Source organism: Sphingobium sp. TomTYG46 (assembly GCF_055396345.1).
In genome coordinates, this window is record NZ_AP027324.1 from 2,617,411 (window position 1) to 2,636,040 (window position 18,630).

The window sequence follows — 18,630 nt, forward strand, 5'->3', positions numbered from 1 at the left end:
GCGGCGATATGAATCATATTTCCCAGACGCGCGAACTAGGGGCTGCGGCCGTCGCCATCCCGCCTTTCCCGCCGTCAGACCGGCGCTGGCCCCAATATGAGCCGGACGAGATCGATGCCGTGGTCCGGGTGCTGGAAAGCGGCCGCGTCAACTCGCTGGTACATGGTGACGAGTGCCGCGCTTTCGAACGCGAGTTCGCGCTATATTGCGGCATGCCCCATGCGATCTCCCTCGCCAATGGCACGCTGGCGCTGGAGCTGGCGTTTCGTGCGCTGGGCGTCGGGCCGGGCGATGAGGTGATCGTTCCGGCCCGCAGCTTCTTCGCCAGCGCCTCTGCCGTGGCGGCGGTCGGCGCGGTGCCAATATTCGCCGACATCGACGCCAACAGCCACACGATCGATCCCGCCGCCGTCGTTCCGCTGATCAACGGAAGGACGAGAGCCATATTGTGCGTCCATCTGGCTGGCTGGCCCTGTGACATGGAAGCGCTGTCGGTCGTCGCGGATCGGCATGGCCTGTGGCTGGTGGAGGACTGTGCCCAGGCGCACGGCGCCGCCATCGATGGAAAGAAGGTCGGCTCCTTCGGCCACGCCGCCGCCTTCTCCTTCTGCACCGACAAGATCATGTCGACGGGCGGGGAAGGGGGCATGTTGCTGCTCAAGGACGAAGCGCATTGGGAACGCGCGTGGGCCTATAAGGACCACGGCAAGAACCCCGCGATGCTCTCGGCGCCTTCGGCAGGTAACGCCTTCCGCTACCTGCATGAAAGTTTCGGCACCAACTGGCGGCTGACGGAAATGCAGGCCGCGATCGGGCGGGCGCAGTTACGCAAGCTGCCGTCGTGGCTCGCGCGGCGGCGCGCCAATGCCGCCATCCTGCGCGAAGGACTGGGCGATCACCCGCTGATCCATGTGCCACAGGTGCCGCAGGGGGTGGATCACGCTTTCTACAAATTCTACCTCATGCTGGATGCGGCGGTCGCTAGACCTGCCGTCATCGCCGCGCTCGCCCGCCATGGCATACCTGCCGGGACAGGATCATGCCCGGACATGTCCCGGGAACTGGCCGTCCGGAACAGTGCCCACCCCAATCTCCATCCCCTGCCGATCGCCGCCGAAATAGGCGAACGCAGCCTCATGCTGCCGGTCGATCATCTGCTGGGCGATAAAGATATGCAAATCATCATCGATGCGCTGCTGGAGGCGCTCGAAGATGCTCGTGAAGGCGACCAGAGTTTATCCTTTGCGAACAAATAACTATCCCGAAGCAATTGACATTAATTTATTTCTGTTCTGAAACTGTAACAAAAATGGCCAGAAGTGGCCAGGAAATGGGAGGTGGTCATGCGGCTAGTTCACTCTATCGGCATTTCCCTGATGCTCGCGCTTTCGGCCTGTACCGGCTCTGTGTCCGGCTTGCCTGCCGTTTCCACCGCCAACGCCGATCAATATCGGCTTGGGCCGGGTGATGAACTTCGCATCATCGTCCCCGGCTTTACCGAAATCGACAATGGCACGGCCTTCGTCGTCAATGATCGCGGCGAACTGACATTGCCGCTGATGGGCGGGATTCCGGTCAGGGGATCGACCATCCCCGAACTGGAACAGCGCATCGCCGCCCTGCTGGTGGAAAAACGGCTGATGGTCTCGCCCGCAGTCAGTGTTCAGCCGGTGAAGCTGCGGCCCATCTATATCCTTGGCGAAGTGCGTAGCCCCGGCGAATATCCCTATCGGCCCGGCATGACCGTCGTCACCGCAGTATCGGTGGCGGGCGGGTACACATTTCGCGCCAATCGCAACACGGTTGCCATCATCCGTCAGGTGAATGGCCAGGCGTCCACCGCCAAGGCTTCCGAAAATACACCTATCCAGCCGGGTGACACCATCAAAGTCGTGGAGAAATGGTTTTGACAGCAAAGCGCCTCATCCCCTTCTGCTCATGCGTCATTTTGACGGGCATGGCCTTTCCTGCTGCCGCACAGCAGCTGGATCGAGCCACGCCGCTGCTGGAAACGCCGGAGGAGTATGAGGCGAGGGCGGTGCAGTTGGGCAGAATATCGGCCTATCTCGGCGCGGATGCCCGGCTTGAATATGATTCCAACATCTATGCCCTGTCATCAAATGAAATCGACGATGAGCGCCTGACGATCTCGCCCTGGCTCAACCTGCGGCTGAGCGATAACAAGTTCGAGCTGGCGGCGCAGGCGCGGGGGGTGATCCGGCGCTATTTCAAGAATGACAGTGAAAATTCCGAGGGAATAAATACCAGTATCGGCGGCGTATATCACCTGTCGGGCGCCGATAATATCACCGCTAGCGCGGGTTGGATGCGGCTGGTCGAGGACCGCGGCGAACCTGAATCCCGCACGGGCGTCGGCACCCCGCCGCGCAGATATGACCAGTGGCAGAGTGATCTTGGTTACACGCATCAGGGTGCCCGCTTCAATCTCGGCGTGAAAGGCACCTGGCTGAAGAACAACGCCCTGGCCGCCGTCGATGCCGAACGCGATTTCGACCAATATTCCGGCTCTGCCCGGCTGGGATACCGGGTCAGCGGCATGATGAATATCTTTGGAGAAGGCTTTGTCACCAGACGCGAGTTCCGGTTGCCGGTGGACGCGTCGGGTGTGGACCGCGATTCAAAAACCTATGGCGCACGTGCGGGGGTGGCTTTTGAACCCGGCGGCCTGATCCGTGGCGAAGCGTCCGTCGGCGTATTCCGCTTCAAACCCGACGACGCGCGATTTGACAGCAGGACCGGCCTGTCGGTTTCGGCCGGGCTGACCTATACGCCGTCGCCCAGATGGGCGGTTACGCTCGACGGGTTCCGGGGCGATGTCGCCACCGTCCGCACCGGTGCGCAGTCGCGGACTGACACGAGGTTCCGTCTGGGTGTGCAGAACGAGATTTATCACAATCTGCGCTGGCAGGCTTCCGTGCTGTACCGCCGCAGCAATTTCATCGGTTCGGGCCAGCACGAACGGACGATCGCCGGTGTGGCCGAAGTCGAATATCTGGTGAACCGCAATATTTCCTTCGCGCTCACAGGACGCATCGCCAATCGCGATAGCACAAGAGCGTTCGACGATTTTGATCGCACGATCGTCGGTGCGGAAATCCGCCTGCAATATTGATCGGATAGAGGATTAGCGTATCTGCCGCCCGGCCATGACTTCGCGATGGGCGAAATCAAGGAATTCGTCCAGATTCAGCCAATTGTCATGGTCGGCATCCTGCCAGGCATCATTACGCCGGGTGTTCATGCCATTGGCCCGCTCCCAGCTGTCGGCCATCCCGTCCTCATCCAGATCGACATAGGGCGTTCCGGGCGCGATCCGGGGTAGCGGGCGTGGTCCGCTCCGCATCTTCGGATCGCGCAGGATCGATCCCGTCCGGTTGCGAACGTCGCTGACGGTACGCAGGTCGAGCGCATCTCGCGGGAATGCCCCGGCGTTTTCCAGCACTTGGATATAGGCCTTTTCGGGTGAGGCGACTTTCATGCTGAGGGGGCAGACGGGCCGCCCCACACGTGCAGCGGCTGCGGCGCGGGTTGTCATGACCTTGACCTGATCCAGCCTGTTGTCGGCCATGAATATTTCCGATTGGCCCGCGCTGGCACCCACATCACGATCTATTGCGGCAATCTTGTCCGTCCCGTCTGGACCGTTTTTGTAATAGTTGCCGACGATGTTGACGGGTGTTCCACCATATATCTCCTGCACGCGGGTGAATTGGGACCTGGCATTATAAAGAACATTGTTGACGATCTCCACGCATGACTTGGGTGTGAAATTCACGTCCGGACTTCTGCTTCCATTATGAGCGCACAGGTTGCGGATGAAGCTGACCTTCTGCGGCTCCCGCGGGTCGAAAGCGAGCATCGCGCATTTGCTTCGCCGGGAAATGCCCTCTGTAAAGATGGAATTGGACATTGTGATATTGTCGTTCACGCCAAAGCCGCTGATGATTTGACCTAATGCCCAGGCGCCGCTGACATGATCGAAGATGATGTTGCGGCTGTTCTCAAAAAGAAATGACCCGTTGCTGGCGGCGGCATTGCCGTTGAGATCGGTTCGTACGCGGATGTGACGAATGATAACATCATGCGTATTCTTGGCAACGATCGGGGTGTGGCCGCCTTCGCCTCCTGCATGGGTGATCAATATTCCGCCGCCAGGCGCGGTCTGACCGGCGACGGTGATATAGGGGTGGCGGATCACGGGCCGATCCGTCGTGAAACGGATGACGCCAGCGACGCGGAAGATGCATATGCGGGGTTTTTTGGCGTCTATGCATGCGCGCAGGGAACCGGGGCCGTGGTCTGCCAGCGTGGTGACAGGCATGATCACGCCACCACGTCCGCCACGGGTCCGTCGGCCAAAGCCTTCGGCTCCGGGGAACGCTTCGGCACCGGGTACTTCGGGCAATACTGAAGTTCCATCGGAATCGCCGGTCCCCGTCAATTGCCGCACGATATCGGAGGGCGTGACAAACGGAGCCACCAGTAGCGCGGCGATCCCGACACCCAGGGCGGCCACCGCATTGGAACTCACCATCGCCTCCGGTTCCGGCGCGGCCCCGTCCCGAGGAGCGACTGATAGATTGCGGACACTTGCGACGCATGCTGCTCCACGCCGTAACGGCGGTTCGCCAGGATCTGCGCTTGCGCGGCGACCGCCGTCAGGTGATCGGGACAATCGAGCAACTCGACGATGGCTTGCCCCATGGCGGCGGGATCATCGGGTTCGACCAGCATGCCCGTCACGCCATGGTCGATCGCTTCGATATTGCCGCCCGACGCGGCAGCAATTACGGGCGTGCCAAGCAGCATGGCTTCGATCAGGGACCGGCCAAAGGGCTCGTTGACGGCCGTCACCACATGAATGTCGCAGCCCGCCATCAACGCGGCGGAGGGATAGCGAAAGCCCATGAGGCGCAGGCGATCGCTTACGCCCAGCGCCTTGGCTTTTTCGTTGATCTGTTCCTCTATCCCGTCCGTCAGCGGCAATCCGAACATCAGTCCCATCACGGGGAGTTCGGGCCGCGTCCGGGCAATATGTGCCAGCGTTTCCACGAACATCAGCGGCCTTTTGCGGTCGATGAAATGGCCGAAAAAGCCAAGAAGGCGGGTGTCGGGATCGACGCCCAGCTCCGATGTCAGCGCCAGGTGCGCCTGCGCCCGGTCGATCGGCTCGGCGTCCGCGTCGAAGGGGCTGTAGATGACGGAAGTCTTGCGCGCCGCGCGCTTCAGACGGCGCACCTCGGACAAGGCATAGGCTGACACGCCGACGATGCGATCCGCCGCGAAGGGGGCGACGAAGCGGACGCCTCGGGCATCATGACTGCCCCTATGGTGCCACAGCATCTTGGCGCCCGCCAGACGTGCGGGCAATGCCCAGGACATATGCATCGGCCCATCATTGGTATGGACGATCCGGACGTCGTTCAGCCTCAGAAAGCGGGCCATGCGCCACTGATCGATCAAGGCGCTCACCGTCTCCGCCCTGCCTCCCGCTTTGGGAACGCCGGGCGATTCGCCGAAGAATCGGGTATCGGGCAGCGTGACGAACTCCAACCCCTCGGATCTCAGGAAGTCGCCGAACTGTCCCGATCCATAATGCAGAACGATGAGGGGCGAGAAGCGGCTCCGATCCAGCTGATGGATGAGCTTGGTCGCGGAGATATGGCTCCCCCCCATCGCGCCCCCGGCAAAGGGGAAGCAGATGCGGACCGGGGCAGTGCTTCCAGCTTCGCGGTCCAGCGTCGCGGCGGTTCCGGACAGAGCGGGGGAGGCGAGCAAGACCTGCAACATGTTCACATCACCTGCGCGCGGCGTGGCGAGGAGGGGGCTCCCCGTTCCTGAAAGCAGGAACCGGATACATCCCGGTAGAGCTGGTGGTAGCGCGCCGCGATCTGGCCCATCGAAAACTTCTCCTGCACCCTTGCGCGAGCGATCTCGCCCAATTGGCGGCGGCCATCGGGACCCAGCCGGTCCATGGCGATGATCGCTTCGGCAAGCGCCGCCGGGTCGCGTGGTGGAACGACCATCCCGCTTTCATCGACGATCCAGCCGCTATCCCCGACATCGGTCGCGATGCAGGGCGCGCCGCATGCCATAGCCTCGCCCAGAATATTGGGGAAACCTTCACCCCAGGCCGAAGGCAGCGCGATTATGTCGAGGCCGGGCAGCAACGTCTCAAGCTTCCGGTCATGGCTCCGCAGGGTCAGGCGATCGGCAGGCATGGACGCCAGCAGACGCGCAAGCGCTCCGGTGGGTTCGTCCATGCCTTGACCCGTCAGCAGCAGGTGAACATCCGTGCCACGTTCGCGTGCACGTAGCACCGCTTCGACCAGAGTGGCCGCATCCTTCATCGGATGATTGCGCGCCGCCATCCCGACGATCAGCGCGCCCGGTGCAATCCCCAGATCGTGAATAAGCGCATCGCGAGCCTCTTCGCGCGGGCGGAAAAGGTCGCAATCGAACCCATTGGGGATGACCGCCATATCTTCCGCGTGAAAGCCCAGCCGCAGATGCTGCGCTGCCGCCGCATGGGAGTTATAGATGATCGTGCGCGGCCAGGATGAACATGCTGCGGCCAGCCGCACGATGACCCGCATCAAGGGTTTTTCCTGCGACAACTCGTCGATGCTGTGGCGCACGTTCCAGATCACCGGTACAGTGTTCGCGCTCGCCAAGGTCGCCAGCCGGGTGGCAAGATGGGCGTGATACATCCACGCCATGATGACCGCTGGCTGTTCCTGCCGAATGACGGCGCGAAGGCAGGCAAGCCCCGGCAGCAGGTCGATGGCCCTCGTCATGCCGCAATGATGAAGCGGCACGCCGCTCGCGCGGATGCGGTCTCCAGCGACACCCGGCGGCATCAGCGACACGACCGACGGCTGCATCGCGCCGCCCTGCCTGCGTTCATGATCCACCAGCTTGGCGAGCATGGTTTCCGCGCCCCCGACATTCAAAGCGGTTATGACATGGAGAATCTTCATGGGGGCTCCTGAAGCCGTGCCGATCACATTGCGATCAGCAACTTTTCTATTTCCGATCCGGCACCGATCCGTTCCACCACCTCCAGGGCGCCGCTGTCGCTCATGGCGAACAGCGTCCCATGATGGTCCCCGGACACCCGCGTGCGCACGATGAACAGCAGCGATCCGGGACCTTTGAGATAGGACCGAAGATTGTCGATCGCCTTCCGAAGGTCGGCTTCGACGAAGTAATTTTCGTTGAGGATGTTGGCGGCGCGCACCAGATCGAAACGCCGACCGAAACCGTCACGCGGGGCCAGCACATCATCCTCGACAATCGTGATGAGGTCATGGTTGCGGACGCGCGGGCTGACCAGTTCGACTTTCCTGACGCCCACACCCTCGCGCAGCCTGCGTGTCGCCAGACCGCCGACGATGCGGGACAGGATCGGCCGCACCAGCCACATGCCGGTCAGATAATCCAGACGGCGCCGCCAAGGCTGTATCGACCGGCCGAACAGATCGACCTGCAACAGCTGACCTTCGGGATTCAGCAGCGCTGCGCACCTTTTGCCCAGCGGGACGATCCAGGCATGGATGGCATAATCGGTGCCGGTGATGCGCGGCCGATATCCCTCGCGTGCAAAGGCGTCGCACAGGTCCAGCGTGGTCGTCCCCGACGATACCCCGACATCCAGCAGTTCCCGCACATCCAGCCCGCGTGCCTTGACCGCTTCCACCAGACGTCCGTCCAGCGCCCCGAACCGTCCGCCCCAAGTGCATTTGAACGTATTGTTCGGGTTCTTGATGGAACTGAAGAAGGCGTCTTCCACCTGTTGCGGAAGGGCTTCTGCCGGGTGCGAGAAAAATTGCGTTGCTGCTACTATCATAGCCGTTGAGCCTACAATGTGTGGCGGCGTCATGAAGTGGGCGCTTGGCTATGACGCAGGCCAATAGGGATTAGCCCAAATGCGAGCGGCCTGCGGTTCTGGCTAAGCCGCTTGGTCGCCGCGACCAACTGGCGATAATCCGCAAGTCCCATGGATTTGACGCGGCCAAGGCCTCACTGTGCGCGGATGACTATGCCGATCCGGACGGATGCCTCAGCCCGAGGGAAGCCGCACATCGCCTTCATTCTGCCCGGCCTGCGCGCTGGGGGATCGGAACATATCGTCAGCCTGCTGTGCAATCATTTCAGCCGGTCGGGCTGGACGGTCAGCCTGTTCGCCTTCGAAGAGCCCGGAGCGCGCCCCTATTATGCGCATGATCCGGCGGTCAGCATCACGCAGTTGGGCTTTCCCGTCGGGCGCTTGCCGGTGCTGCGATCGGCCCTCGCGATCTTCAATCGCATCGGGGCGCTCCGCAAGGCATTGGCAAGCACGCGCCCCGACCTGATCATCAGTTTCCTGACACGCACCAACGTCGTCACCGTTCTTGCCGCAAAGCCGCTCGGTATCCCGGTGATCGTGTCGGAACGCAACAATCCCGCCCAGCAACGACCCGGCGCCTTCTGGTCGGCTCTGCGCCGCTACACCTATGCGCGCGCGCACGGGCTGGTGACGATGACGCAAGGCGCGATGCAATATTTCCCCAGGGTCATGCGTCCCCGCCAGTGGGTCATTCCCAATCCCACCTATGCTCCTGTCACGATCGATGAGGCGCGCCCATGCGGCAGGCAGGTCGTCGCCGTTGGTCGGCTGGTGCCGCAAAAGGGGTTCGACCTGCTGCTGGACGCCTTCGCCCGCGCGGCCCCTCTCATCCCCGACCCCGACTGGTCGCTCACCATCTGGGGGGAGGGGCCGGAACGTGCGAAGCTCGAAGCGCAACGGGACGCGCTCGGCCTGCAAGACCGGGTGTCGATGCCGGGCGTCACACAGGATCATGGCGGCTGGCTGCGTGAAGCCGACATCTTCGTCCTCTCCTCCCGCTTTGAAGGGTGGGGGATCGTCGTGGGCGAAGCCATGGCGGCGGGCGTCCCCGTGATTTCCTTTGATTGCCACTTCGGCCCCGGCGAAATGATCGCCGACGGGATCAGCGGCCTGTTGGTCCCGGATGGCGACGTGTCCGCTCTTGGCGCGGCCATCGCCGCCTTGTGCGCCGACCCCGATCAGCGCCGCCGCCTGTCCGAAGGGGCGCGGGCCGCCTCTCAGCGTTTCACCGTCGACCGCGTCCTTGTCCAATGGGAGCGCGCAGCGATGGAGGCGATCGCCCCGCGCCAGTCCGGGGCAAGCTCAATCAGGCCTGTCGCCATCTGAACGGTGCAGCCTGTTTTTGACACTTCTAAACGACGCTGATTTCGTGTCGGCGCGCGCGCCCTGACGCGTGCGAACCGGTTTCCCGTTCGGAGAAGTCACTGCGCTAAAACGCATAATGCCGGAAGCGCGGCTCCAGTTGGGCTTTCGCGTGCTCCCGGACCCGCCGGAATCCGCGCCCGCCCGGCGGTTCCAATCAACCTATCGTTTAGATTAGCGTGAGACAGTTATGTCGGTCCCGCGCCATTTTCATGCGCGTGGGGTCTCTACTGGGAGCGGGTGAATGGCGAAGTTTTACGGGCTTGTCGGAGACGACATCATCAAGGGAACATCCCTAATCGACAGTATATTCGGTGGCGCAGGCAATGATCAGCTGTGGGGCGGATTAGGCGACGATTATATTGAGGGGAATGATGGCAACGACGTGCTTCATGGGGAAGCAGGCGCCGATTTCCTCAAGGGCGGTTTGGGCGATGACCAGCTTTGGGGCGAGGATGGCAATGACTCGCTCGACGGCGGCGCGGGACACGACCGTATTTACGGCGGCCTGGGCAACAACATCGTCACGGGCGGCGACGGCAACGATCGCATCGAAACGCTCGATGGGCACGACCAGATATTGGGGGATGCCGGGAATGACACCATCCTTGCAGGCGGGGGCCGCGACTATATTGATGGAGGCGCGGGAGATGACATCATCTACGCTGGCGCTGGCGATGACGGGTTTCTGAATGAAATCAATCCGGCCACCGGCAAGCTGACGACACAGGCCGTGGCCGGCGGCGCTGGCAATGACTGGATCTATGGCGAAGACGGCAACGACAAGCTGAAGGGGCAGTCGGGCGACGACCATGTCTACGGCGGAAACGGCAATGACAGGGTCGATGGCGGCGACGGAAACAACTATCTGTCGGGCGGCAGCGGCGACGATATTCTGGATTCCGAAGGCGGCGTGGATCAGCTCTATGGCGACGACGGCCGGGATAATATGGAATCGGGCGCGGGCAACGATTTCCTCGACGGCGGCAAGGATGCGGATTCCCTGAACGGGGAGGCTGGAAACGATATCCTCTTTGGCGGCGATGGCGACGACCTGCTCTTGGGTGGCGACGGTGCCGACGAGTTGCACGGTGATGCCGGAATCGACAAGCTGACCGGCGATCTGGGCGCGGACAGGCTATGGGGTGGCGCGGGCGCCGACTGGTTCGTCTTCAAGGGCGCGGGCGCGCTGGATGGTGGCGACCGGATAGAGGATTTTCAGGACGGTGCCGACCGCATCGTGCTGGAAAAGCTGGGAGTCACCAAATATGCTGCGGGCGGGGCGCCGGGTACGGTGTTCGCGCATGATGGAGCCTCGGGCAACGTGTTGCTGGATGTCGTCACCTCTTCCGGGGTGAAGTTCAGCATCGACATCGCCGATCCCCTGGGGACGTTGACCGCCCATAATTTCACGGCTGCGGATTTCATCTTCGCCTGATGGCGTCGCAGACCGGCTGTTTCTGAACGGAACGGGGCACCGCTCGCCTGCCAGTGAGTGCGCGGCCCCGTTTCGCAATTCTTCCCCCGCACCGGCTATTCGGAGTTAAGACGACAGAGAAGCTGCGTCTTCCCTGCTTCGGTCCCATCATAAGTCTCGAAAAACAGGACTGAAGGTGGCGTGCCGATGAATGCGGTGGGATTTCGATTGAAGATGACCTTTTCCGCGATTCGGTTGCGCGATGCGCTGACTCATCGGCGTGCGCGGGCCGTCTTCCATCTTCTATCCGGCACCGCCGCGACGCTGGCACTGACGCTTCTGTCCATTGCCCTGGTTGCGCGGCTTCTGGGGCCTGCCACCTATGGCATCTTCGCGATGATCCTGACGCTGGGTCAGGCGTGCGAGCGGCTCGTCAGCTTTCAGTCGTGGCAACCGCTGATCCGCAATGGGGCGACCGTCGATCCTCACGCGGACCCGGCCACCTATTTCGCGCTGCTCAAATTCGGCTGGCTGCTCGACATCGGCGGCAGTATCGCGGCCTGGGCGATCGCGAGCGTGCTGACGATCGCTGGACATTATCTGTTCGGCTTCTCTTTTCAGCATGTCGGCTACACGCTCCTTTTCGCCACCTCGCTACTGTTCAACTTCAACGGTGTCTCGACCGCCATATTCAGGCTCGCGGGCCAATATCGCGCGGTGGCGCAGATTCAGGTCGCGAACGCGTTCGTCCGTCTCCTCTGCGTGGCGGGGGCTTATCTGGCGGGCGCGGGCATGCTCCAGATCATCCTCATATGGACGATCACCCAAATCCTCGGCTCGATTGCCAATTTCGTTTTTGCCATGCGCTTTTTGCCCCAGCCTGGATTTCGTCAGCTGCTACGAGCAAGGGCGAAAGGGATCACCGGCCGCTTTCCCGACATCTGGCGCTTCGCGCTCGGGTCGAACCTCTCGCTCACCCTGTGGTCGAGTGTGCAGGTGGTCGATACGCTGATCGTCGGATGGCTCGCCGACCCGGCAAGCGCGGGCCTGTTCCACATCGCCAAGCGCATCAGTCGCATTCTTCTCCAGGTCGGCGCGCAGGTGCAGGCCGTGGTCTATCCCGACCTCAGCCGGTTGGTGGCGGCGGGCAAGCGCCACGCCTTCGTCCGTGTGCTGGTCCAGACCGAATTGCTGCTGGGGGCTTTCGGCGTCATCTGTTTTGTCGCCATGCTGTTAGTGGGCGGGCCGCTGATGCGCCTCGCCGTGGGGCCGCATTTTGCTGGAGCCGTCCCCTTGCTCACTGTCCAGATACTGGCGGTCACCTTCGCGATCAGCGGGTCCGCCAGCCGCGCCGGGCTGCTTGCCCTGGGTGACCAGCGCGCGCTTCTTCGCACGGTGATGGCGTGCACGCTCGCCTTCTACTGCGCCGTGTTTCCGCTGGTTCCGCTGGTCGGAGCAATGGGCGCGAACATCGCCCATCTGCTGTTCGGGGTGATTTGGCTCGGTAGCCTGACGCTGTGCCTGCGCCGGGCGATCAACGCTGCCCCATGGACGGTGGAAGACGCGCGGAAATAGCGGCGATCCTCAGAACTCTTCTAGCGTCTCGATGATCCGGTCGGCCTTCACGCCCTCATTCACGCCGAACTTGTGGATACGGTCGGGCCGGGCAATCTGCACCGTCCGCCACCCGCGTGATCGGGGCGCGGTGAAATCCTTGGAAGGGTTGTCAGCGATATAGGTCAGCGATCCGCCCGACCGACCGAAAATCTGCTCGACATGCTCGAACGCGCGCGGGTTTGGCTTCCAGCACTCCCGTCCCCATTTGTCGGTGCAGATACCAAGGTGGATGCCGCGCCCATACAGGCCCAGCGCCCTGATCTTGCGCCTCTGCGCATCAAGAAAGCCGTCGGTGATTACCGCAAAGCCCGTCCTGCCATCACGCCTCGCAAGGAACCGTTCCGCATCGGGCGCAAGGCAGATGTCGGGCCGGTGCTGCCGGTAAGTAGCCAGCATCCGCCCGATCAGAGAGGATGACGGCGTAAGCCCCATCTCCTGCAAGCTGTCGTCGAATATGTGGCTGCGCGCCCCCGCTTCGAACCGCGCGCGCATCACCTCGCCCAGACTGCCGATGCCCAACGCGTTATTCGCCCATTGCCCCACGGCCCGCAGCCCGCTCCGCACATAGTCGCGCTCCAGATAGAGCGTGTCGTCCAGATCGAACACGATGACGCGCTCGAACCGGGTGCTTTCAGATGAAAGCGGCATCATCGAAACGCAGCATCAGGACATTGTCCTGCCAGCCATCATGCGCCGTGCGCGGCAGTCCCAGCCGTTCTTCCAGCATCCACTGCGCAAACCGCGCGCCCGCCCGATGCGCCAATGGATAGCCCCCGCCGAAACGGGCGTTGATCTCGAAAATGGATGCGTTCCCGTCCGCATCCACCCGAAGCTGAAAGCACATCGCCCCGCGCGCCCCCTGAAGGGCGGAACCCAATCGCCAGGCCAAGTCCTGCATGACGGCATCCCGCACCGTGATGCCCTTCTCAACCTCCCCCGACCGCACCCGCAGCCGCTCATGGGGAACCGCGCATTGCAGCTGTCCTTCGCCATCGAAATAGAGGCTGATCGTAAATTCACGCCCCGCAAGAAACTGCTGGAGAACATAGGGCTCACTCTTGTCGAGCGCCGCCACCTCCTCGCGATCATAGACCATGCCGATGCCCCGGCTGGAGCTGCCATGCCGCGGCTTGGCCAGCAGTGGCAGCGGCAGATCGGCCGATCCCTCCAGATAGTCTTCCACCGCTATGGTGGCGGGGGAGGGCAAGCCCGCACCCGTCAGGAACCACGCCGTGGCCAGCTTGTCCCGCGCCATTTCCACCAGCGGCGCGTCCGACACCGCGACATGGCAATTGATCGCGGCGAACTGCTCGCGCGCATTGGCATAGGCGATAAGTTCGGTATCGATCGTCGGCACGATCAGCTCGATCTGCTCGCGCCTGCAAATGTCCAGCATCGCCGGAATGAACGTGTCGCTCTCCGCAGGCGGCGCGGCAAAGCTGCCGTCCGCTTCGATACAGGCCGGGCTCCAGTCCGGCTTCAGGTCGCATGCGAACATGGCAAGGTCGACGCCCAGCGCGCCCGCCGCGTCGCGAAAGCTCCGCATCAGGCCGACCCGCCGCCCGGCGGAACTCAGCATCATGCGCAGCGACCGGCCGCTGCGGTCGGGTCCTTCCCAATCCGTGCCCAAGGTTGCCGATGCTCCTCCAGTCCGGGTCGCGGGTGCGTCCATGTCAGGCTACCTCTCTTATCAGCACAAAGGCTTCCGCCGCGCTCCGGCTGACGCAACTGCCCCGCACCTGCGCCAGCGCACGCAAGGTTTCAAAGGATCGTTCATTGGGAAAAGGACGAACCTGCGATTCAAAACAGCCAAAGGCCTCGATCTTCCGATCCAGATGCTCGCTGATGTCGATGAAGACGTGCGGCTGAAACGGAGGCGTCAGGAAAGGCGCCGCCCAATTGGTTTCTGACACAGTCTCATAAGCCAATATGCGCCTTGGGTAATGCGCCCCAACCGGCCGCGCCGCCACCATCGCAGCTTCGAATATCAGGCCATGGTCGAAATGCAGGTCGCCGGGGAAGGGCAGGAACAATGTGTCGGGACGGCTCTCGGCGACCGCGGCGGCGATGCCCTCATTCAACTCCGCGCGCGGCAGGCAATCCAGCGCCGCTGCCTCAAATTCCAGGAAATGGGTCCGCCCAACGCCCAGCACCTTATGAGCCCGGCGCGCTTCGGCCTGCACCCGTTCCACCTGCGCCGCAGTGAAGCGCGGCGGCTTCCCCTGCGTCGCGATGACGACCTCGACATGGCAACGCATAGCGGCAAGGCGCGCGATCGTTCCCCCGCAGCCCAGCACTTCGTCGTCGGGATGGGGCGCGATCACCAGCGCGCGCTCTATGCTATCGATCATGGTCATGCCGCTGCCTTGGTCCGCCCCAATATGGCGTGGTTGGGCAAGGGCGCTTCCCGCGCCGTCTGCCAGCGTAGCACATGCAATCCCTGATCGTCGCCGCAGCGCACGACGAAGCCTTCCGCCATACGCTTGACAATCTGCCCCGGCATCGCAGCGGCATGATGGCGCAGCGGCACCAGCGCCGCCTCTTCGATGACGATCTTCTCGCCCGCATAGCTCGTCCAGGCGCCCGGATAGGGGTGACCGCAGGCCCTGACGCAGCGCCAGATTGCCGATCCCGGCGCCGACCAGTCGATCAGCGCATCTTCCGGTCGCCTGCGCGCGGCATAGGTGGCGCAACGGTCATCCTGTACCATGAGCGTCGGCGACCCGCCCGCAATATCCTCCAGCACGCCCGGCAGCATCGCTTCCAGCGCGGCCATGTGCTTGGCGTAGAGCGTCGCCGCCGTCTCATCCGGCGTTAAATGGAAATAGCGCTGGCCAAGCAGCGGCCCGCTATCCACCCCCGCATCGATCAGGAAGAGAGAGGAAGCGGAAATGGGCTCATCCAGCAGGATGGTCCATGGAATGACGGCGCGGCCCCGTAGGCGAGGCAGGGGCGCGGGATGATAGCCCACGACGCCCCGCCTTGCGGTGGCGCGGAATGCTTCTCCGCAAATCTGAGACCAGCCGATGACGAAGATATAATCGGGCGCCAGATCGCGGAGCGCCTGCAACGCCGCATCGGAATTGATATTGGCGGTTCGCACGATCCGTGCCCCCGCTTTTTCAGCATCGCCCGAAAGATCGACGAAATCGGAATGGCGATGGGCAAGATCGGACGGCAGGGTGAAGACTGCCGCCAGATCCCACTGGCGGGATGCGCCAAGGGCCGTCACCGCGACCCGTGTGCTTTCAACCGCGCCAACGACTATGGCCTTCATGCGCCCTCCTGATCGATGACTGGTTGGACCGTTCGCCGCGCACCGCCACGCTGATCGTTCGGGCAAGGATGGTGAGGTCGAGCCACAAGGAGCGGTTCGCAATGTACCAGAGGTCGAGCGCGATCTTGTCCCGCTCACCCAGTAGCGTGTTGCCGTTGACCTGCGCCCATCCGGTAAGGCCGGGCCTGACCGCGCACCGCTGCCGTCCCCGCTCTCCGGCTTCCTCTATGGTCGCGGGCAGCAGGGGGCGGGGGCCGATCAGGCTCATGGTCCCGGTAAGGATGTTCCACAGCTGCGGCAGTTCGTCCAACCGCGAACGCCGCAGGAACCCACCGATCCGGGTCGTCCGCATCGCATCGGGCAGCAACCGACCATCCCGGTCGTGGGCGTCGGTCATCGTCCGGAACTTGATGACGGGAAAGCGCCGCCCGCCCTTCGTCACGCGGACCTGCCTGTACAGCACCGGCGCGCCATCGGTCAGCCTTATGGTTCCAGCTATGACCGCCATGACCGGCAGCGCCAGCGGCAGGGCGGTGGCCGCGAACAGCATATCGATCAGTCGCCTCACGCCCATCAGGATTCTCCGGCAAGGATCGGCGCGTTGACCCTCTTCCGCTCGGACCGCCCGGCCACGGGGCCGTTCATCTCCATGGTCGAAAGCAACAGCGCGTTCACCATTTCGACCGAATAATGGTCTTCAACCGTCTTGCGCGCCGCCAGGCCCAATTGCGCGGGCAGGCCCGGCTGCTCGCATATCCGCACCATCGCGTCGGCCAGCGCGTTGGCATCGCGCGGCGCTACGATGAAACCGTTCACCCCCTGCCTAATCGGCTCGCGGCAACCCGGCATGTCGGTCGTGATCACGCCCCGGCCCACCGCCATTGCTTCCAATATCGTGCGCGGCAGGCCCTCCCGATACCAGCTTGGCAGCACGAAGATGCTGGCCTGCCCCAGATAGGGGCGCACGTCGCGCGTCTCGCCCAGATATTCGATAATGCCCTCATCCTGCCACTGGGCGATCATCTCGCGCGAAACGGCGGCCGGATTTTCATCGAGCGGCCCGAGCAGTTGCAGGCGCACATCGGGAAAGCGCGCCCGCACGATCCGGGCCGCCTCGACATATTCGATCAGGCCCTTGTTGCGCAGCAGCCGCGCAATCATCAGGAAGACGGGCGGTCCTTCCGGCAAAGCCGCCTGGGCATAATGGGAAAGGTCCACGCCCGACCCCGGCACCTGGACGACGCGGCTGTCGGGGCGCAGGATATGGTGGCGCAGCATCTCGCCACGGTCGTCGCTATTGAAGACGAACACTGCTTTAGCGCTACGCAGCGCCTGCCGGTACAGAATGGACACGATCGCCCGTACATAAGGCAGCAGGCGCGATTCACCGTCGCTGAACACATGACCAAGCCCGCTCACCATTGCGTAGAAGCGGATGGACGGGAAAAACCGGCTGGCGATGCCGCCATAGATGATCGGCTTCTGCGTATAGGCCATTACCGCGTCCGGCCGATGTTTCCGGAAACAACCGATCAGCCAGCTCAGCGTGCCCATATCAGCAAAGGGGTTCATCCCTGCCCGCGCCATGGGCATGGGCAGATAGGTCGCGCCCATCGCCGCCAGCTTCGCCTCAATTTCGGGATCGCGGCCGGGCGCGCAGACAATGACCTCATGCCCGTTGCCGATCATTGCGGCGATCAGCCGCCCGCGAAAATTGATCACCGAATAGGCGAGGCTGGCGATGACGATGATCTTCATGCGGTCCCGTGACTGTTCCCGGATCGCCGCGCTACAGGGGGCGGCAAGGGCAACCATAGGACAAAGCGTCCGGAAAACGCCGCACCATTCCGCACCTATACTTGAGGCCAGCTGCCCATCCTTTCGGATGACGAATGGGGATGGGGATTTGATTTCTGCTCAAAGGGATAAGACCGCTACCCATCTTCGGATCGTACCTATGCCCAACTGCCCTGCGTCCCCATTCGCCCTATCTGAAGAACATGATTGATCGCCAGCCAAGCTTCGTCGTTATCGGCGCCATGAAAGGCGCGACCACCTGGATCGCTCATCAACTCCGCAATCATCCGGGGCTGTGGCTCCCCGACGCCGAACCGCATTATTTCAGTTCGGAATATGATCGCGGCCCAGACTGGTATGCCTCCCTCTTCGATCCTGCGCCGCCCGGCCGTATTATCGGGGAAAAGTCGGCGGACTATCTGGCGCATCCGCAAGCCGCGGAGCGCATGGCGGCCATGCTTCCCGACGCCCGGCTCATCGTTCAGCTGCGCGACCCGGTTCAGCGCGCCTATTCCGATTATTGCATGCTCTTCCGACGCGGACAGGTCGGCGGCGACCCCCGCAAATATCTGGAAAGCGCGCAGCCTGAACAGTCGCGATTCCTGTCTGGTGGGCTTTATGGCGCCCATCTGCGCCGCTTCCTCCGCCATTATCCGCGCGATCAGATCCACGTGATCCTGTACGAGTCGCTGCGGGAGCAGCCCGAACAGGTCGTCGCGGACGTCTGCACTCATATCGGTGTGCCGGTGCATATCGCGGCCGAAGAGGTGGCCAGCCGGAAAAATGACAGCGCCAGCCCGATGTTGCCGTTGCCGCTGCGCCGTATGCTGCAACCGATGCGCCCGGTGCTCGACCCGCTCCGCTCCAACCCTCATCTGGCGAAGCTGCGCGCGTCGCTGGCGGCGCCGATCCGCTACCCGCCCCTCACGGATGAATTACAGCAGATGCTGCGCGATTTTTACTGCGAGGATCTCTTGATCCTGCAAGACATCCTCCAGATGGATTTGCGCCACTGGATCACTGGCGATCTCGCGTTAAGGGACGCTCACGCCGTGGCGGCGAAGTGATGCGCGCCGTCATTCTCCAGTAATGGCCACTGCTTATCTGACGCCATAGGGAGCGTCGGCCCGACCCGCATGCATGTCCGCTAACTGGTGGCGCGGGCAACTGCGGGGGTACTCCGGAAAAGTCGGCCACTGACGATCATGCATGACGTAAATTGCCGACCATAAGGGAAGTGAGGTGCGCTGA

At 62.9% G+C, this 18,630-nt stretch carries 17 protein-coding genes; 7 read left to right on the forward strand and 10 right to left on the reverse strand.

Features of this window, described 5'->3' with window-relative positions; genetic code table 11:
* The first annotated feature begins 8 nt into the window (after positions 1 to 8).
* The 3 genes from ACZ5YV_RS13195 to ACZ5YV_RS13205 all read left to right on the forward strand — a co-directional run bounded on the left by ACZ5YV_RS13195 (position 9) and on the right by ACZ5YV_RS13205 (position 3,133).
* On the forward strand, positions 9 to 1,256 hold the full coding sequence (locus ACZ5YV_RS13195; RefSeq protein WP_464787991.1) for a DegT/DnrJ/EryC1/StrS family aminotransferase: 1,248 nt from the start codon (positions 9 to 11) through the stop codon (positions 1,254 to 1,256).
* A gap of 87 nt (positions 1,257 to 1,343) precedes the next feature.
* A complete protein-coding gene (locus ACZ5YV_RS13200) occupies positions 1,344 to 1,910 on the forward strand; it encodes a polysaccharide biosynthesis/export family protein (RefSeq protein WP_196225176.1) in 567 nt (188 codons plus the stop codon).
* Between the two features lie 47 nt (positions 1,911 to 1,957).
* The gene (locus ACZ5YV_RS13205; RefSeq protein WP_464787992.1) at positions 1,958 to 3,133 is read left to right on the forward strand and encodes an outer membrane beta-barrel protein; all 1,176 of its coding nucleotides are present in this window, start codon (positions 1,958 to 1,960) and stop codon (positions 3,131 to 3,133) included.
* Positions 3,134 to 3,145: 12 nt separating this feature from the next.
* Here the strand turns inward: ACZ5YV_RS13205 and ACZ5YV_RS13210 are convergent, their stop codons facing one another.
* Genes ACZ5YV_RS13210 through ACZ5YV_RS13225 form a run of 4 tightly spaced genes read right to left on the reverse strand, consistent with a single transcriptional unit; the run spans position 3,146 to position 7,870 of the window.
* Entirely contained in the window at positions 3,146 to 4,552 is a 1,407-nt protein-coding gene (locus ACZ5YV_RS13210) for a pectate lyase (RefSeq protein ID WP_464787993.1), read from the reverse strand.
* Positions 4,549 to 5,811: a glycosyltransferase family 4 protein gene (locus tag ACZ5YV_RS13215; protein ID WP_464787994.1), complete on the reverse strand. Its 1,263-nt coding sequence runs from the start codon at positions 5,809 to 5,811 to the stop codon at positions 4,549 to 4,551. Before ACZ5YV_RS13215 ends, ACZ5YV_RS13210 begins: the two co-directional genes overlap by 4 nt.
* Before the next feature lie 2 nt (positions 5,812 to 5,813).
* A complete protein-coding gene (locus ACZ5YV_RS13220) occupies positions 5,814 to 7,001 on the reverse strand; it encodes a glycosyltransferase (RefSeq protein WP_464787995.1) in 1,188 nt (395 codons plus the stop codon).
* A 23-nt stretch (positions 7,002 to 7,024) separates the two neighbouring features.
* On the reverse strand, positions 7,025 to 7,870 hold the full coding sequence (locus tag ACZ5YV_RS13225) for a hypothetical protein (protein WP_464787996.1): 846 nt from the start codon (positions 7,868 to 7,870) through the stop codon (positions 7,025 to 7,027).
* Between the two features lie 186 nt (positions 7,871 to 8,056).
* On the opposite strand from ACZ5YV_RS13225, the gene ACZ5YV_RS13230 reads away from it, so the two are divergent.
* The 3 genes from ACZ5YV_RS13230 to ACZ5YV_RS13240 all read left to right on the forward strand — a co-directional run bounded on the left by ACZ5YV_RS13230 (position 8,057) and on the right by ACZ5YV_RS13240 (position 12,263).
* Complete coding sequence (locus tag ACZ5YV_RS13230) at positions 8,057 to 9,235, forward strand: glycosyltransferase family 4 protein (RefSeq protein ID WP_464787997.1); 1,179 nt, start codon at positions 8,057 to 8,059, stop codon at positions 9,233 to 9,235.
* 280 nt (positions 9,236 to 9,515) lie between these two features.
* Positions 9,516 to 10,709 (forward strand): calcium-binding protein, encoded by a 1,194-nt coding sequence (locus tag ACZ5YV_RS13235; protein ID WP_464787998.1) that lies wholly within the window; start codon positions 9,516 to 9,518, stop codon positions 10,707 to 10,709.
* A 213-nt stretch (positions 10,710 to 10,922) separates the two neighbouring features.
* Entirely contained in the window at positions 10,923 to 12,263 is a 1,341-nt protein-coding gene (locus ACZ5YV_RS13240; RefSeq protein WP_464787999.1) for a lipopolysaccharide biosynthesis protein, read from the forward strand.
* Between the two features lie 9 nt (positions 12,264 to 12,272).
* Here ACZ5YV_RS13240 and ACZ5YV_RS13245 read toward each other — a convergent pair whose 3' ends face one another.
* Genes ACZ5YV_RS13245 through ACZ5YV_RS13270 form a run of 6 tightly spaced genes read right to left on the reverse strand, consistent with a single transcriptional unit; the run spans position 12,273 to position 17,340 of the window.
* The gene (locus ACZ5YV_RS13245; RefSeq protein ID WP_464788000.1) at positions 12,273 to 12,953 is read right to left on the reverse strand and encodes an HAD family hydrolase; all 681 of its coding nucleotides are present in this window, start codon (positions 12,951 to 12,953) and stop codon (positions 12,273 to 12,275) included.
* A complete protein-coding gene (locus tag ACZ5YV_RS13250) occupies positions 12,937 to 13,977 on the reverse strand; it encodes an ATP-grasp domain-containing protein (protein ID WP_464788001.1) in 1,041 nt (346 codons plus the stop codon). The genes ACZ5YV_RS13245 and ACZ5YV_RS13250 overlap by 17 nt, the downstream gene beginning before the upstream one ends.
* Before the next feature lies 1 nt (position 13,978).
* A complete protein-coding gene (locus tag ACZ5YV_RS13255; RefSeq protein ID WP_464788002.1) occupies positions 13,979 to 14,662 on the reverse strand; it encodes a PIG-L deacetylase family protein in 684 nt (227 codons plus the stop codon).
* Complete coding sequence (locus ACZ5YV_RS13260; RefSeq protein ID WP_464788003.1) at positions 14,659 to 15,582, reverse strand: methionyl-tRNA formyltransferase; 924 nt, start codon at positions 15,580 to 15,582, stop codon at positions 14,659 to 14,661. Before ACZ5YV_RS13260 ends, ACZ5YV_RS13255 begins: the two co-directional genes overlap by 4 nt.
* Positions 15,554 to 16,156, reverse strand: a complete 603-nt coding sequence (locus tag ACZ5YV_RS13265) for a sugar transferase (RefSeq protein ID WP_464788004.1) — start codon at positions 16,154 to 16,156, stop codon at positions 15,554 to 15,556. The genes ACZ5YV_RS13260 and ACZ5YV_RS13265 overlap by 29 nt, the downstream gene beginning before the upstream one ends.
* Entirely contained in the window at positions 16,156 to 17,340 is a 1,185-nt protein-coding gene (locus ACZ5YV_RS13270) for a glycosyltransferase family 4 protein (protein ID WP_464788005.1), read from the reverse strand. Before ACZ5YV_RS13270 ends, ACZ5YV_RS13265 begins: the two co-directional genes overlap by 1 nt.
* 242 nt (positions 17,341 to 17,582) lie before the next feature.
* On the opposite strand from ACZ5YV_RS13270, the gene ACZ5YV_RS13275 reads away from it, so the two are divergent.
* The gene (locus ACZ5YV_RS13275) at positions 17,583 to 18,446 is read left to right on the forward strand and encodes a sulfotransferase family protein (protein ID WP_464788006.1); all 864 of its coding nucleotides are present in this window, start codon (positions 17,583 to 17,585) and stop codon (positions 18,444 to 18,446) included.
* The last annotated feature ends 184 nt before the right edge of the window (positions 18,447 to 18,630 follow it).

Excerpts from the sequence above, each read along its gene's own strand:
- ACZ5YV_RS13195 (WP_464787991.1), top strand. The coding sequence starts at position 9 with ATGAATCATATTTCCCAGACGCGCGAACTAGGGGCTGCGGCCGTCGCC.
- ACZ5YV_RS13200 (WP_196225176.1), top strand. The coding sequence starts at position 1,344 with ATGCGGCTAGTTCACTCTATCGGCATTTCCCTGATGCTCGCGCTTTCG.
- ACZ5YV_RS13205 (WP_464787992.1), top strand. The coding sequence starts at position 1,958 with ATGGCCTTTCCTGCTGCCGCACAGCAGCTGGATCGAGCCACGCCGCTG.
- ACZ5YV_RS13215 (WP_464787994.1), bottom strand. The coding sequence starts at position 5,811 with ATGTTGCAGGTCTTGCTCGCCTCCCCCGCTCTGTCCGGAACCGCCGCG.
- ACZ5YV_RS13220 (WP_464787995.1), bottom strand. The coding sequence starts at position 7,001 with ATGAAGATTCTCCATGTCATAACCGCTTTGAATGTCGGGGGCGCGGAA.
- ACZ5YV_RS13225 (WP_464787996.1), bottom strand. The coding sequence starts at position 7,870 with ATGATAGTAGCAGCAACGCAATTTTTCTCGCACCCGGCAGAAGCCCTT.
- ACZ5YV_RS13230 (WP_464787997.1), top strand. The coding sequence starts at position 8,057 with ATGACTATGCCGATCCGGACGGATGCCTCAGCCCGAGGGAAGCCGCAC.
- ACZ5YV_RS13235 (WP_464787998.1), top strand. The coding sequence starts at position 9,516 with ATGGCGAAGTTTTACGGGCTTGTCGGAGACGACATCATCAAGGGAACA.
- ACZ5YV_RS13240 (WP_464787999.1), top strand. The coding sequence starts at position 10,923 with ATGACCTTTTCCGCGATTCGGTTGCGCGATGCGCTGACTCATCGGCGT.
- ACZ5YV_RS13245 (WP_464788000.1), bottom strand. The coding sequence starts at position 12,953 with ATGCCGCTTTCATCTGAAAGCACCCGGTTCGAGCGCGTCATCGTGTTC.
- ACZ5YV_RS13250 (WP_464788001.1), bottom strand. The coding sequence starts at position 13,977 with ATGGACGCACCCGCGACCCGGACTGGAGGAGCATCGGCAACCTTGGGC.
- ACZ5YV_RS13255 (WP_464788002.1), bottom strand. The coding sequence starts at position 14,662 with ATGACCATGATCGATAGCATAGAGCGCGCGCTGGTGATCGCGCCCCAT.
- ACZ5YV_RS13260 (WP_464788003.1), bottom strand. The coding sequence starts at position 15,582 with ATGAAGGCCATAGTCGTTGGCGCGGTTGAAAGCACACGGGTCGCGGTG.
- ACZ5YV_RS13265 (WP_464788004.1), bottom strand. The coding sequence starts at position 16,156 with ATGGGCGTGAGGCGACTGATCGATATGCTGTTCGCGGCCACCGCCCTG.
- ACZ5YV_RS13270 (WP_464788005.1), bottom strand. The coding sequence starts at position 17,340 with ATGAAGATCATCGTCATCGCCAGCCTCGCCTATTCGGTGATCAATTTT.
- ACZ5YV_RS13275 (WP_464788006.1), top strand. The coding sequence starts at position 17,583 with ATGATTGATCGCCAGCCAAGCTTCGTCGTTATCGGCGCCATGAAAGGC.